The organism is Corticimicrobacter populi, assembly GCF_003123725.1.
Classification (GTDB): domain Bacteria; phylum Pseudomonadota; class Gammaproteobacteria; order Burkholderiales; family Burkholderiaceae_B; genus Corticimicrobacter; species Corticimicrobacter populi.
The window spans coordinates 288,839-303,474 of record NZ_QETA01000004.1 but is presented as its reverse complement, the minus strand read 5'-3'; the positions used below and the strand labels follow the sequence as shown (position 1 = coordinate 303,474).

Here is a 14,636-nt window from a genome sequence, read left to right as displayed (position 1 = left end):
TCTCCAGATTGTCCCGAGCCTGTGCGCGATCTTTTTGCCTGAGAGTTTCCGGGGCGGTTGCTCCGTCGGCGCCGGCTGCGCCACCTGATGGTGGCCGCCGGTCTCTTTCGCGCGCTCGACGCTTCGACGCACCTACAGTACCTGATTCGGATTCAGGATGAATATCGGGACAAGCCCTGATAGCGTTCGCACTAGAAGCGGGCAGAAAGCCCACACCCACTGCGTATAGATATTTTTGCAACAGGCCGTCTCACAGACCGCAAGAACTGATAATATACGCATCGCGTACATCACCACATCTCTATGGATCGCCCTGCCATGAGCAATCAGCAAACTTTCCTGCGCGACGCCATGCGCCGCCTGAACATGACCCGTGAAGCCTTCGCCACGCGTATCGGCGTCTCGCGACGCGCCCTGGATACCTGGCTGCTGCCTGACGACTCGCAGGAGTCTCGCAGCATGCCCGAGATTGTCGAACGCTTCGTGTCGGAAATTCTCCAGCACCAGACCGAGGCAACACAGAGCGTACACAAACATTTATCGCTGGCCGATGCGATTGCTTTCGAGGGTAGACCACAACTGCTGTCGGTAGATCAGTTCTCCCGTGAATCGGTCGAGGCGCTGTTTCAGGTAGCCGACATCATGCAGCCCATCGCCCGCCGCCAGAAAATCTCGCGCGTGCTGGAAGGTGCCGTGCTGGGCAACCTGTTCTTCGAGGCCAGCACGCGGACCCGCGTCAGCTTCGGTGCCGCCTTCTGCCGCCTGGGCGGCTCGGTCTGCGACACCACCGGCTTCACATTCTCGTCGATGGCCAAGGGCGAATCGATCTATGACACCAGCCGCGTCATGGCCGGTTATGTGGATGCGCTGGTGGTCCGCCATCCCGAACAGGGCTCGGTAGCCGAGTTTGCGCGTGCCACCAACATCCCGGTCATCAATGCCGGCGATGGTCCAGGTGAACACCCCAGCCAGGCACTGCTGGACCTCTACACCATCCAGCGCGAATTTTCGCGACTGGGCAAGCTGGTCGACGGTGCGCACATCGCGCTGGTCGGCGACCTCAAATATGGCCGGACTGTCCACTCGCTGTCCAAGCTGCTGGCACTCTACAAAGGCATCAAGCTGACCCTGGTCGCCCCCCCCGGACTGGAAATGCCCTCTTACGTCATCGAGCGCCTGGGCAAGCATGACATGGTGATCGAACAGACCGACGACCTGGAAAAAGGCCTGGCGGGTGCCGACGTGGTCTACGCCACGCGCATCCAGAAAGAGCGCTTCCAGAATGAATCCTTCGAAGGCTACCGGCCCGACTTCCAGATCAACAAGGCCCTGATCGACAGTGCCTGCGGTGCAGACACCATGATCATGCATCCGCTGCCGCGCGATGGCCGGCCCGATGCCAATGACCTGAGCACCGACCTGAACCTGGATCCCCGCCTGGCGATCTTCCGCCAGACCGACAACGGTATCCCGGTGCGCATGGCCATCTTCGCCACCCTGATGGGCGTGGACGGACAGGTACAGCGCTCGATGCGGGACGCCACCTGGCGCCGCCCCGCCATGGTCGGCCCGGATGATGCCGTGTTCCACGGGATCGACTGATCCGCATCACGCATCGTCGACGGCACGCCGGCTATCCACGCTGGCAAAAGTGCCACTCAGTGGCTCTGCAGGACCGAAAGGCGCATGATGCATTTTTTGCATCATGCGCCTTTCGCATTGGAAGAAAAACCCATGGGCTGCCTATCATGGCGACATGGCTACTTCATCCTATCTCCGCTCCATTGGCGTGCTTGGCGGCATGGGCCCCCTGGCGACGCTGGATTTCATGCACAAGGTGCTGGACGCGACGCCTGCCGCGACCGACCAGCAGCATGTACCGCTGATCGTGCACAGCGTACCTCAGATCCCTGATCGCAGCACTGCCATCCAGCAGCAGACCGATACGCCGTTCCTGCCCATGCTGGCAGGCATACGGCAACTGGAACGATGCGGCGTGGATGCCATCGTCATCCCGTGCAATACAGCACATTTCTGGTATGACAGGCTGGCGCGTTCCACTCAGACACCCATTCTGCACATTGTCGACGCAGTGGCCGACGAACTGGCCCGCCAAGGCAATACGGGCGGCCGCTATGCGCTGATGGCCACGCGTGGCACACTGGCAACCGGCGTGTACGACAGAATGCCAACCGGTTTTGCAGGCAGCTTCGAGGTTCCGGACGAGTCCGTCCAGCCCCTGGTGGATGACACCATCCGGCTGGTCAAGGCAGGCCAGGAGGCCGAGGCACGCAAGATCGGCAGCCAGGCGCTGCGGTACCTGATCGACGAGCAAGGCTACGACGGCGTGGTGCTGGCTTGTACCGAACTGCCGGTTGCCCTGCGGCAGACCGCTCATGATGCATACTGCCTCGACGCCACTCTGGCGCTGGCCCGGCAAGCCGTTCGTTTCTCGCTGCATGGCGGTGCACAGCCCCAACCGAACATCATCTGCCAGGCGGCCTGAGCAGGCACTTCCCCAGAGCGCATCGGTATCCGTTTGGCTGTGATCACCGTAAAATACGGGCCGATACTTTCAGGCTCCGGAGCACACATGGACACAGGCTGGCTGCAGGATTTCGTGACGCTGGCACAGGTCAACAATTTCACGCGGGCCGCCGAAATCCGCCACTCCTCGCAGGCGGCTTTCAGCCGCCGCATCCGCGCCCTCGAAGCCTGGGTCGGCGCAGAACTGATCGACCGCAGCGTCTTCCCCACCCGCCTGACCGAAGAGGGCAGCCGCTTCCTGGAACATGCTCTCGAAATCGTGCGTCGCGTGGCCGATGCCCGGATCGACATGGCCGACCGCCCTTCCGGCTATCGCAGCATGATCCGCATCGCAGCCCCCCATGCCCTGGCAACCGGCATGCTGCCCCAGTGGTGGCATGACTGGACCCAGCGATTGCCTGCGATCGGCTGCACCGTCAATCCGGTCAACGTGCATGATGCCGTCACTTCGCTGGTGGCAGGCAATGCCGACCTACTGGTCTGCTTTCACAATCCGCAGCAACCGATTCACCTGGATACCGCACAGTACGAGCGCCTGACGCTGTGCGCGCAGTCGCTGCACCCCTATGCGGCACCCACATTGCTCGCCCAGCGCCGTTGGACCTTTCCCGGCTCAACGCAACGCCCCATGCCGGTCCTGGCCTACTCACCAGGAGCCTATCTGGCGCGCATGACCGACCTGATCCTCGACAACGCGCCACAGCCGCCGGTCATGGAGCGACAGGCAGAAAGCGACATGGCCGACGTGCTGCGCGAAATGGCTATCGCCGGACATGGCATTGCCTGGCTGCCCGACTGCGTGGCCCAGCGGGCGCTCGACGCCGGCCTGCTGGTATCGATCAGCGAGGAGCCGCGCTGGACACTGCGCCTGTCTGTGATGGCATATCGCGATACGACCAACGACCGGCCCGGGGTAGGACGGCTCTGGAACCGGTTGCGCAGCCTTTACGAAAGTACCGCATCTCATTCTGCATGATCTGTGCAACAGGGATATTGCCGCAGCCCACCAAACTCGGGAAAATGCAGGCATGAACGGCATACTCGACGGTTGCGGATATGCACCGCTCCCGCATATCCCTCTCCCACTACTCAATCGCATGCTCGATGCGCATGCCTCATGCCATCTCATGGGCCTCGCTGCCCGACATGCAAATTCAGTATGGCAACCCGGCCTTCGACCAGTTGTTCGGCTATCCATCCGGTCATTTCCGAACTGCCGCCCAGTTGATTGCAGAAGCCTACATCCATGAACGCCAGAGGGAGCGTCTGCTCCAGCATTGGCACGCGTTTAACTTCCCTGAGGATGTCGAACTCATCTCCATTCCCGACATCGAGATCGATATCCTCAGTGGTACCGGAGAAATCAGAACTGCATTGCACTGCGGCATGATCCTGCCTCGCCAAAAGGTGAGCATCGCCATTTTCAAAGACATTTCAGGTGTCACGCACGATCATCGCATGCTGCGCGAGTATGCTTTTCTCGATCCGTTGACTGCCGTAGCCAACAGGCGTGGACTGCAAGAACGCTGGAACGAAGAGGCAACGCTGCGGCCCGGCAAGCGGCTGGCCTTCATCATGGTGGACCTGGACAACTTCAAACCCATCAACGACACCTACGGCCACGAAACCGGCGATGCCGTACTGGGGATTGCCGCAGCACGGCTCAAGGCCGTCATGCGCGACAGTGATCTGATCTGCCGGCTGGGTGGCGACGAATTCGGACTGCTGTTGGCCGCCCCCGAAGGGCAGGATCAGCTCGACATGATCTGCCGTCGCATCATGCTGTCGCTGATGACTCCGATCCATATCGGCCCCCTGAACCTGCACATCAGTGCCAGCATCGGCGGTTGCCTGTACCCCGATCATGCAGCCAACCAGCGCGAGTTGCTGCAACGCGCCGATCTGGCAATGTATCAAGTCAAGAAAACCGGCAAGTCAGGCTGGCGCTGGTGGTCTGCCGCAACCGCTCCGCTCGATGGCAACAGTCCCCGAACAGACTGAGTCGGACCGACCCGGATCATCCCGAGGCCGACCCACGATACACAAATCGGAGAATCAACTGGCAGCCAGCAGCGCAGCCGAGCCATCGGCCAGGCTGGCCGCCACGTCCTTCAGATCGACATGCCGTACCTGCTTGATCGAGGCCAGTTGGGCCAGATCGAAACGAACGTAGTTGATGCCGGCATAGGTACGCACGTACAACTGGCGGCGCTGCAGGTCGATCAGGGACGTCCAGGATGTGTACTCCGATGTATACAACCAGTCGCCATTGACGCCAGGGGCCGTGATATTGACCAGCGATTCCTTGAAACGATCATCCTCGGTGATGCCACGAGGACGGTCGAAATTGTTCATCACATGAGCCAGCGTCGTGATGGCACTGTCGGCATCCTTGGCTTTTTCCGCAAACTGCGAATAGTAGACCGCACGCACGAAGCGGCCCACCGACGTATTGGAGGCCGGCAACGCCACCGTAGCAATGCCGGAGTCAGGCTGGGCGAACGTCACACCATTGAGTTCCAGCTTGGAATGATCCTTGTTGCTGAGAAACGTGTAATTGTTCAGGTTGGTCATGTGCCAGGAGAATTCCGGCCCGTTGGTCATCACCCCCAGAGGATTGTCCAGCACGTTCTGCTTGCCATCAGCAAACTCGATCACCAACGACTTGCCGGTCGCATCATGCAGCGTATAGTGGAACGGCGTCTTGAGCAGTCCCAGAGGCAGCAGTGCTGTGACCAGAACCGGCTGCTCCTCGAGTGCATCCTTGACCTCCGCTACCGTACCGAACTGAGCCAATGTCCAGGCCCCCAGGTCGATGGCCGACAGCACCGCCTGGGTCTTCTTGATCATGTCCGCCGGCCCTTCGGTGCTGGCAAAAGCCAGCAGCGCAAAAGTCAGTCCCTGGTCATTGACGCCCTCCGCAACCTTGATTTCACCATTGACAGGGTCTGGCACGCCGATCGAGACAAAGGCATGTCGCGCCGTGAAATCGAGCACATGATGCTGGTCGGCCTGCGATCCGAAAGTCGTGCCAGTCGGTATATAGGACACCTTGTACGGCAACTCCATCGGCAATTCCATGGTGCGTCCGGCATAGGCCCCCCCGTTCATGTCCCGATATAGAAGCGACGTGCAGGCCTGGGCAGCAGGTGCCAGGGCCATGCAGCCCAGCGCGGCGGCCAGGACGACACGGCGAAAAGCGGATTGTCGGGTCATGGGTGATTTTTCCTCGGCTGACAGATATTGGTATGTGTAGGCAGAGCGGGTTCAGCGCTTGCGTGGCTTGACGGGCAACCCCGGTTTGGCTGCTGTGCCTGACTTGGCTGCAGCAGGCTTGGCCGCCGGCTTCTTGGAGCGGGGAGAAGCCGATGCGCGGGCGGGTACCGTTTTTTCGACGGGCGTCGCCAGGGCAGCGATGGTTGCCGCCATGGCAGCCGCAGGAGTCGCGGCAGCCGTCTTGCTGCCTGGTGCAGCAACCGTTTTTTTCACGACAGGCTTGGGTGTCGAAGCCACAGGCGTAACAGGCTTGGCATCGGGTCGAGCCTGTGCAGACGGCGCAGGACGCGCAACTGGACGCGGTGCTGCCGGCGGCGTTGCGGCATCGGTGGCCTTGGCAGTGACTGGGCTCGCCACGGCAGCAGGTGCCGAAACTGTCGGTGCGGCCACAGGACTGGGAGGTGCCGCTGCAGGTACGGCAGCAACAGCAGGCTGCGCGGTGTCCGAAGATACCGCTGCCGGTATGGCACCGGCAGGCCGTTCGGCCACGCCTGGCAAGGAGGCTTGCTGGCTTGCTGGCTGCGGGCGGGATGGTTTGACGCCGCGAGCAGCAGCGGGCTTGCTCGGCGCAGACACCGCAGGCGTGGTCCCGACAGGCTTGGTGGCAGGCGATTTCGCAGACTTGGCAGCAGCAGCCGGCTTGCCTGGTACCGTTTTCTTGGCAACCGGCACCTTGACATCAGCGGCGGGCTTGGCAATGGCTTTCGCGGGAGCCTCAGCCTGGGCTGCCGGCACCGAAGCCTTGAACTTCGTCGCGGCGGGCTGCGTGCCCTGTACAAAATCGGGCAGTCGCGGCCACTCGGGCAACGCACGCAGTGTCAGAAACACCTGTTCTACTGCCTGGTCACGCAGATCCGCGTACGTATGCAGCGCATCGGTAAGCAGGCTCGACAGTTGCTGCTGGAGCAACAGGTAGGGATTATCACTGCCAGCAGGATGCCGCTCTGCTCTGACCGTCGCGGCCAGTTGTGCCACGCCCTGCATAAGCGGATTGCGATCGGAAAACACGGCATCATCCAGCCGCAGCACTTGACGCTCGATCAGCAGATGCGCAAAAACCGGCGTCAGGGTTTTTTCCAGCAATGGCCGGACATGCTGTTCGTAGTGCGCTGCATCGACTTCGGACAACCGTTGCAGGGCTGCCAGCAAGCGCGCAGCTTCCTGGCCAAGTACGGCCTCGGCATCGCTGTCCTGTGCCGCTGCCGTTTCTGCCTTGTTGTTACCTGGCCGATTGGCACGCTGCCGCAGCACATCCAGCAGCAGTACGCTGCGCTGCCAGGCATCCAGTGCATACTCGTATGCAGCCCAGGGGCCGGGCAATCCTGCCGTGCCGGCAGGCGGTGTCAGGTGACGAAAAAACTCGCCAAGCGGATTGAAGGTCTGATGGTCTCGCATTTGATCTCGAAGCTCCTGCTCACAGGCTGAGAGACGTGCCATCTCCTGCTCCGGTCAATACGCCTTGCTGCGCGCCCAGCTCCACCCTGCGCAGACCTCCGGCCAGGCCGACTTGCAGCCCCGGAACATGACGAACAGCACAGCTTATTTAGGAACGGGCATGGCCGGATCTGTTCCGGCCATCGTTTTATTGCACCGCAACAAAACAATATAACAGGTTGTAAGAGCCGTCAACCGTCCCCTGCCATCCGATGCTTGCTGCAGGCAACGCCCGCGACATCACCAGGGGAAGGAAATCAGCTCACCATACAACTGTTGCAGCTTTTCGCGCACCTCTGGCGTCTGCTGGTAGATTTCGATGAACCGCAGGATACGCGGATCATCGGCACGCTCGGGCAACGTCACCCAGCGAATGGCATAGCGACGCACATTATCGGGATCGGTATTGTCGTAGAACAACGCATCACGCTCGTCGATACCGGCCAGCTTGGCAAACGAGGCATAGGTCACCGAAGCGGTCACGTCATCGAACGAACGGGTGGAGTGCGCGCCATCGATCTGCACGATCTCCAGCGCCAGCGGATTCTCGACGATATCGGCCAGCGTGGCCTCGTGGGTGGCACCGGGCCGCAATTTCAGCAAGCCGGCCGACTGCAGCAACAGCAACGCGCGGGCAGTATTGACGGGATCACCCGGCACCGCGATGGTTGCCTGTGGCGGGATCGGGTCGCCCTTGCCGAGCTTCTTGGAGTAGATGCCCATCGTCGTCGAGTATCCATAGGCAATCGGCATCAGCTCGCTGCCCTGGCTGCGGTTGAACTGTTCCAGGAAAGGCTGGTGCTGGAAGAAGTTGACATCAATGGACCCATCGGCCACCGCCCGGTTGGGCATGACCCAGTCATTGAGTTCGATCAGTTCCACCTCGAGGCCTTCTTCTCTCGCCTTGGCAACCGCCAGTTCGGTCGCGGCATTGGCCACGACCGGGATCACGCCCACCCTGAGCGGCCGCTCGGCAGCCTGTGTGCCAGCCGATACGGCCAATCCCATCCATGCCACGGCAGCCAGTGCCATGCGCGTGCCTCGGAAAAACGACATGTCCCACCCCTGAAACAAAAGCGTACACAGTACTATAAACCGGGCCTGCTACCCGGATTTCCGAGGTCGCCAGCAGGGCTGATCCCTGCTTCCTGTCTCGGCACACCCCAGATCGGCATTCACGGTGCCTTCGCTCGGTGCGCCTACTTTTTCAGACCCTCGAAACGCATCAACGTCCGGGCACGCGCCAGGGCGTGGTCCACCACCGGCAAAGGATAATCCTGCCCCAATTGCAGTCCGCAGGCCTGTAGTTCCAGGGGCTTCATGGCCGCCGGAAAATGGATATGCCGATCTGGCACCCTGGCCAACTCAGGCACATAGCGACGGATGAAGCGTCCGTCGGGATCGAACTTCTGCGATTGCGTAATCGGATTGAAAATGCGGAACCAGGGCTGCGCATCACAGCCGGTAGACGCCGCCCATTGCCAGCCGCCATTGTTGGCAGCCAGGTCGTAATCATTCAGATGCTCGGCAAAGTGGCGCTCGCCCCGACGCCAGTCTATGCCCAGGTCCTTGGTCAGGAAGCTGGCCACGACCATGCGCAGGCGGTTATGCATATAGCCACTCTGATGCAACTGGCGCATGGCCGCATCGACCAGCGGGTATCCCGTACGCGCGCCGATCCAGGCATCCCACAGCTCGGGGGCTTCGTCCCACTGCACCTGATCGTATTCCGGCCGGAAGGACGCCTCCACCACACGGGGATGGTGCCACAGGATCATGAAATAGAAATCCCGCCAGGCCAGCTCGGACAGCCAGATCTGTGCGCCCTCGCTGCCCTGGCGGGCCTGCTCGTGGGCCTGTGCGGCCAGCCTGCGAATCGAGATCGTGCCGAAACGCAGGTGCGTGGACAGATAGGACACCCCCTTGCGTGCCGGGTAGTCACGCGCCACACCATACGCAGCCATGCGTGGCAAGAAATCCTGCAACAGCGTCTGCGCACCCGCCATGCCGGCAGGCAGAGGCAGTTCAGCCAGATTGGTACGCTCGAAACCAATATCCGCCAGCGATGGCATGGCACCTGCCGTATCGGCATCCGGCACCGCTGCCAGATGCCGGGCATGACGCGCCACCGGGTACGGTCTGAGCTGGAAGGCATCGAGCTGCTGCAGCCAGGCCCGCTTATAGGGAGTAAATACACTGTAAGGCAGTCCCTGCCCATTGAGCACTTCGTTGCGATCGAGCAGCACCTGATCCTTGTAGTCGCTGAAGACGATGCCGGCCTCATCCAGTGCACGCTTCACCTGCCGGTCGCGGGCGATGGCAGCCGGTTCATAGTCCCGGTTCACCAAAACCTCATTCACCCCCAGGCTGCGGGCCAGCGCAACAATGCACTCGGTCGCCACGCCGTGACGCACGATCAGCCCGCCTCCGGGCGCGCCGCTTTCCGCAGCCAATGCCTTCAGCCCAGCATCGAGCGCCAATACGCTGGCATGGATGAACTCCACCCGCCGGTCGTGGCGGGCTGGCAACGCATCAAGAATATCGGTATCGAAGACAAAGGCGCAAAACACACGCGCATGGCGGCGCAGCGCGTGATAGAGCGCCGCATGATCGTCACAGCGCAAGTCGCGCCGAAACCAGACCAGGGCGGAGGAAGTCATGACAAGCCTGTTTGCAGAAACCAAGGAACACAGCAGAATATGCGTGCTGCACAGTGTATTGGACAACGTGCGTACATGCCACGAACCGGGAGAACCCTCATGCGTATCCTGCTGACCGGCGGCACAGGCCTGATCGGCCGGTCGCTTTGCCAACACTGGGCGACACAGGGCCACGAACTGTGGGTCTGGAGCCGCCGCCCCCTGGATGTGCCCGGCCTGTGCGCCGACGCACGCGGCATTGCCCGCCTGGAAGACTTTCCGGCTGAATTGCCGCTTGATGCCGTCATCAACCTGGCTGGTGCACCGATTGCCGACCGTCCGTGGACGACCTCGCGTCGTCAGGTACTTTGGCAAAGTCGTATCGACCTCACCCGCAGGCTGGTCGCGTGGATGGCACAACATTCCACACCCATCCCCGTCCTGATCTCGGGATCTGCCGTCGGCTGGTACGGCGATGGCGGCGAGCAGGCCATGAACGAGGCCAGCCCGCCCGGACAGCCGAATTTCGGCAGCGCGCTCTGCTCGGCCTGGGAGCATGAAGCTGCACGCGCCCGGCCACACGGCACACGCGTGGTGCTGCTGCGTACGGCCCCGGTACTCAGTCCCGATGGAGGCATGCTGGCACGGTTGCGCCTGCCGTTCAGCCTGGGGCTGGGCGGACGCCTGGGCAACGGCCAGCAATGGATGCCCTGGATCCATCTCGACGATCAGGTGACCCTGATCGATTTTCTGCTCAAACATGCTGACTGCGACGGCCCCATCAACGCCTGCGCCCCCGATCTGGTGCGCAATGCCGAGTTCACCCGGCTGCTGGCACGCAGCCTGCATCGCCCCGCCCTGCTGCCCCTGCCTGCGTGGGTATTGCGGCTGGCACTGGGCGAAATGTCGGTTCTGCTGCTGGGTGGCCAACGGCTGGCACCCACAAGGCTGCTGTCCGCCGGCTTTGCCTTCCGACACCCCGACCTGGCACAGGCGCTGGCGACGCTGCGCTGACACTTGCACATCGTGCCGAATCGCGGCACTATCTGCCCTGTCGGCAACCTGCCGGCAAACGTCTTCAGGGCGGGGCGAAATTCCCCACCGGCGGTAGGCAAAGGTCTCTGCAACACGCAGCCTCCTTCGCAAGCCCGCGAGCGCTCCCGGCCATTGTCGGGAGGTCAGCAGATCTGGTCAGATGCCAGAGCCGACGGTCACAGTCCGGATGAAAGAAGATGCACGACAGCGATCGCGCCTGGTGCGCGGACACGCGGCCTGCCCGCGTCGGTCCGACGTACCCGGTATGGCTTGCGCACGTGCGCCCCGAAAACGTCTTCTCATCCTATTGCATCTCCGAGGAGCGTTTACATGCATGCAGCATCCATTCAACCATCATCCTTCACCGCAGCCAGCGTCTGCCATGCCGATATGGCGCGGCAACGCGTCGAGGCCGCGCTCGAAGCGATCCGGGCGGGCCGTCCGGTTGTTCTGACCGATGACAACGACCGCGAGGACGAAGCAGACCTGATCATCGCGGCTGAGCGGCTGACAGAAGCCACCATGGCACAACTGATCCGCGACGGCAGCGGCATCGTCTGCCTCTGCCTGACGGACGACACCCTGACCCGGCTTGCACTGCCGCAAATGGTAGAGCACAACGAAAGCAGTCACGGCACGGCCTTTACCGTCACCATCGAGGCGCGCCGGGGCGTCACCACCGGCGTGAGTGCGCATGATCGGCTGGCCACCATCCGGGCCGCCATTGCGCCCGACGCCACGCCCGCTGACCTGGTGCGTCCCGGCCACGTTTTTCCGCTGCGTGCGCATCCCGGCGGTATCCTGGCGCGGCGAGGCCATACCGAAGGTGCCGTCTGCCTGGCCGAACGCGCCGGCCTGCGCCCGGCAGCCGTGCTCTGCGAACTGATGAATCCGGATGGCTCCATGACGCGCGGCAGGCAGGTGCTGGACTATGCCGCACGTCATGACCTGCCGCTGCTGTCCATCGCCGATCTGGTTGACGTACTATGTATCTGAACATACCTGAATCACTTCCCGTCCAGCCCCATACCTCTACGCCATGATCGATACCCCAGCATCACCCGCACCGCAACCCGTCTACGGTGCGGTCACCAACAACGCTTTTTTCATTGTGGCCACGCTCCGGGATGATGTGCAATGCCTGGCCCAAGTCCGCGCCTGGTGCGCGGATGTGGCCGGACTGGCCCGTGCCGTGGGCAAGCGCATACCCACCGGCCACCTGTCCTGTGTGGTCGGATTCGGTGCCACGGCCTGGGATCGCCTGTTCGGCCTGCCCAGGCCAGCCGGCCTGCATCCGTTTCGCGAATTCGGCAGCGGTACGCGCCAGGCCATCGCCACGCCGGGCGACCTGCTGATACATATCCGGGCAGAACGCACCGACCTCTGTTTCGAACTGGCAACCCAGTTGCTGGGGCGCCTCGAAGGGGCCATCGACGTGGTGGATGAAGTCCAGGGATTTCGCCAGTTCGATCACCGCTCCATGGTCGGATTCGTGGATGGCACCGAAAACCCGGAAGGCGACGAGGCCGTACGCTTTACCGTGATCGGTGACGAAGACCCGGACTACACGGGCGGCAGCTATGTGCTGGTACAGAAATATCTGCACGACATGAAAGGCTGGAATGCCCTACCGGTGGAAACCCAGGAACGCATCATCGGTCGCACCAAGCTGTCAGACATCGAACTCGACGACGACACCAAGCCCAGCTGGGCGCACAATGCCCTGACCGTGCTCGAGGACGACGACGGCAACGAAATCAAGATCCTGCGCGACAACATGCCCTTCGGTCGTCCCGGTCACGGAGAGTTCGGCACCTATTTCATCGGCTACGCCCGCTCGCCCGCCCCCATCGAGCAAATGCTGGAAAACATGTTCGTGGGCGTACCGCCCGGCAACTACGATCGCCTGCTGGATTTCTCACAGGCCGTGACCGGCAGCCTGTTTTTCATTCCGTCGCTGCCGCTGCTCGATACGCTGTCGGAACAGGTACCCGACACATTGCAGGACACGAACACCCCTGTCCCGGCCGCCGACACCCTGTCCGGCACGCCTGGCAGCGGCACCCTCAACATCGGATCACTCAAAGGAGCACCTCGTCATGAATAACCTGCACCGCGAACTGGCCCCCATTTCCAGCGCCGCCTGGGCCCAGATCGAAGAAGAAGTCGCCCGCACCTTCAAGCGTTCGCTGGCCGGACGCCGCGTGGTCGACGTTCAGGGACCGCTGGGCCCGGATCTGGCGGCCATCGGCACCGGCCATCAGCGCGGCATCGCGGCCCCGCTCGACGGCGTACAGGCACGTCAGCGCGAAGTCCGCCAGGTGGTCGAATTGCGCGTTCCGTTCGAACTGTCACGTGAGGCGATCGACGATGTCGAGCGCGGTGCCGACGACTCCGACTGGCAACCGGCCAAGGACGCCGCCACGCAACTGGCGCTGGCCGAAGACCGCGCCATTTTCGACGGCTACGAAGCCGCCGGCATCATCGGTGTGCGCCAGGGCGCGTCCACCACACGGCTGTCGCTGCCCCCCGACCTGGCCGACTATCCCACCGTCATCGCCAAGGCCCTGGAGCAACTGCGCCTGGAAGGCGTGGACGGTCCCTATACGGTCGTGCTCGGTGCCGATGCCTATACGGCAGTCAGCGAGGCCAGCGACCAGGGCTACCCGGTGCTGGAGCATATCCGCCGGCTGGTCAATGGCGAAATCATCTGGGCCCCGGCGATCCAGGGCGGCAGCGTGCTGAGCACACGCGGCGGCGATTTCGCATTCCACATCGGCCAGGACCTGTCCATCGGCTACCAGAGCCACACCGACAGCAGCGTACGACTGTACCTGCAGGAAAGCTTTACCTTCCTGCTGCTGACGACCGAAGCATCCGTCACCGTACAGTCGTAGGAAACACGATGCTCGGCTCTGCCGGCGCGGCCGGGGCTGCCCTGGCCGCCACGCTGCTCACCGCGCTCGCCCTGCTGTCGGTGATAGCCGTACTGGCCTGGATGCGCAGGCGCATCCGACAGGCTCGCCAGGGACCGGTGGCACCACTGTCCTGGCGCAGCAGCCTGCTGCTGTGCATTGCCCTAGCCTATCCGGCAATGGTCGCAACCCTCTGGATAAACATCTGGCTGCAGCAACGGGGCCAGGATGCGCTGGATGCCAACCTGCAGGCCCGGCGCTATGTCACCGTACAGGCCGCGTCTACATTCGGCGAAATCATGCTCCCTGCCGACACCCGCTTGCTGCGTGACGACCCTCTTGACCCCGGTACGCCCGACTGGCCGGTGACATTGCGGGCTGTACAGGCCATGCGCTTTCCCGCGCCACAGACCATAAATGCTGCATGGGTGTCCGCCGTCCAGACGGCACCGCCGCTGATGGAGCTGGCGCAACCCCGGCGCTTTACCGTACAGGCGGAAGGGCCATCACAAGGCCAGGAAATACTGTGCGACACAGGCTGGATTGCCCAGTTTCGCCTGCCGGACGATCAGCGCTACCGTGAAGACTGGCAGCGGAATGGCCTGCCTCCTGAGTCGTTTCAACCTTCCCGATGGCTGTTCGAAACCTGTTTCGAAGGCAGCCCGATCCTAGTGCCGACGCTGCGCAATGGCGAAATTGCATGGGAATGACGTACGACTGAGCCAGGGCTGCAAGGCATTGCTCACGTACACCCGCACGGCCATGCCCGTCACAGCCGGGGCCGGACAAA

Annotated in this window: 13 protein-coding genes and 2 riboswitches; of the genes, 9 read left to right on the top strand and 4 right to left on the bottom strand. The window is 62.5% G+C overall.

Going from position 1 to position 14,636, the window contains the following annotated elements; genetic code table 11:
- Positions 1 to 16 precede the first annotated feature (16 nt).
- Positions 17 to 120, bottom strand: a riboswitch (glycine riboswitch).
- Positions 121 to 318: 198 nt separating this feature from the next.
- From DD235_RS11410 to DD235_RS11395, 4 genes are all read left to right on the top strand, one after another.
- Positions 319 to 1,602 carry an aspartate carbamoyltransferase gene (locus DD235_RS11410; protein ID WP_109062198.1) on the top strand — a complete coding sequence of 428 codons (1,284 nt, stop codon included), beginning with the start codon at positions 319 to 321 and terminating at the stop codon, positions 1,600 to 1,602.
- Positions 1,603 to 1,756: 154 nt separating this feature from the next.
- On the top strand, positions 1,757 to 2,506 hold the full coding sequence (gene cuyB, locus DD235_RS11405; RefSeq protein ID WP_109062295.1) for a cysteate racemase: 750 nt from the start codon (positions 1,757 to 1,759) through the stop codon (positions 2,504 to 2,506).
- An 87-nt stretch (positions 2,507 to 2,593) separates the two neighbouring features.
- On the top strand, positions 2,594 to 3,523 hold the full coding sequence (locus DD235_RS11400) for a LysR substrate-binding domain-containing protein (protein ID WP_109062197.1): 930 nt from the start codon (positions 2,594 to 2,596) through the stop codon (positions 3,521 to 3,523).
- A 170-nt stretch (positions 3,524 to 3,693) separates the two neighbouring features.
- Positions 3,694 to 4,548, top strand: coding sequence for a diguanylate cyclase domain-containing protein (locus DD235_RS11395; protein ID WP_204524237.1), 855 nt, complete (start codon positions 3,694 to 3,696; stop codon positions 4,546 to 4,548).
- Positions 4,549 to 4,602: 54 nt separating this feature from the next.
- On the opposite strand, the gene DD235_RS11390 is transcribed toward DD235_RS11395, so the two are convergent.
- The 4 genes from DD235_RS11390 to DD235_RS11375 all read right to left on the bottom strand — a co-directional run bounded on the left by DD235_RS11390 (position 4,603) and on the right by DD235_RS11375 (position 9,917).
- On the bottom strand, positions 4,603 to 5,763 hold the full coding sequence (locus DD235_RS11390) for a linear amide C-N hydrolase (RefSeq protein ID WP_109062196.1): 1,161 nt from the start codon (positions 5,761 to 5,763) through the stop codon (positions 4,603 to 4,605).
- A gap of 51 nt (positions 5,764 to 5,814) precedes the next feature.
- The gene (locus DD235_RS11385; RefSeq protein ID WP_162300474.1) at positions 5,815 to 7,218 is read right to left on the bottom strand and encodes a DUF3141 domain-containing protein; all 1,404 of its coding nucleotides are present in this window, start codon (positions 7,216 to 7,218) and stop codon (positions 5,815 to 5,817) included.
- Positions 7,219 to 7,497: 279 nt separating this feature from the next.
- A complete protein-coding gene (locus DD235_RS11380; RefSeq protein ID WP_109062194.1) occupies positions 7,498 to 8,313 on the bottom strand; it encodes a MetQ/NlpA family ABC transporter substrate-binding protein in 816 nt (271 codons plus the stop codon).
- A 143-nt stretch (positions 8,314 to 8,456) separates the two neighbouring features.
- Positions 8,457 to 9,917, bottom strand: coding sequence for a cryptochrome/photolyase family protein (locus DD235_RS11375; RefSeq protein ID WP_109062193.1), 1,461 nt, complete (start codon positions 9,915 to 9,917; stop codon positions 8,457 to 8,459).
- A gap of 99 nt (positions 9,918 to 10,016) precedes the next feature.
- Here DD235_RS11375 and DD235_RS11370 point away from each other — a divergent pair, with 99 nt between their 5' ends.
- The 5 genes from DD235_RS11370 to DD235_RS11350 all read left to right on the top strand — a co-directional run bounded on the left by DD235_RS11370 (position 10,017) and on the right by DD235_RS11350 (position 14,556).
- Positions 10,017 to 10,910, top strand: coding sequence for a TIGR01777 family oxidoreductase (locus tag DD235_RS11370; protein ID WP_109062192.1), 894 nt, complete (start codon positions 10,017 to 10,019; stop codon positions 10,908 to 10,910).
- A 56-nt stretch (positions 10,911 to 10,966) separates the two neighbouring features.
- Positions 10,967 to 11,134: riboswitch (FMN riboswitch) on the top strand.
- A gap of 187 nt (positions 11,135 to 11,321) precedes the next feature.
- On the top strand, positions 11,322 to 11,927 hold the full coding sequence (gene ribB / locus DD235_RS11365; protein ID WP_239990124.1) for a 3,4-dihydroxy-2-butanone-4-phosphate synthase: 606 nt from the start codon (positions 11,322 to 11,324) through the stop codon (positions 11,925 to 11,927).
- A 43-nt stretch (positions 11,928 to 11,970) separates the two neighbouring features.
- The gene (locus DD235_RS11360; protein WP_109062190.1) at positions 11,971 to 13,038 is read left to right on the top strand and encodes a Dyp-type peroxidase; all 1,068 of its coding nucleotides are present in this window, start codon (positions 11,971 to 11,973) and stop codon (positions 13,036 to 13,038) included.
- A complete protein-coding gene (locus DD235_RS11355; protein ID WP_109062189.1) occupies positions 13,031 to 13,828 on the top strand; it encodes a family 1 encapsulin nanocompartment shell protein in 798 nt (265 codons plus the stop codon). The genes DD235_RS11360 and DD235_RS11355 overlap by 8 nt, the downstream gene beginning before the upstream one ends.
- Positions 13,829 to 13,836: 8 nt before the next feature.
- Positions 13,837 to 14,556 (top strand): hypothetical protein, encoded by a 720-nt coding sequence (locus DD235_RS11350; protein ID WP_109062188.1) that lies wholly within the window; start codon positions 13,837 to 13,839, stop codon positions 14,554 to 14,556.
- Positions 14,557 to 14,636 lie beyond the last annotated feature (80 nt).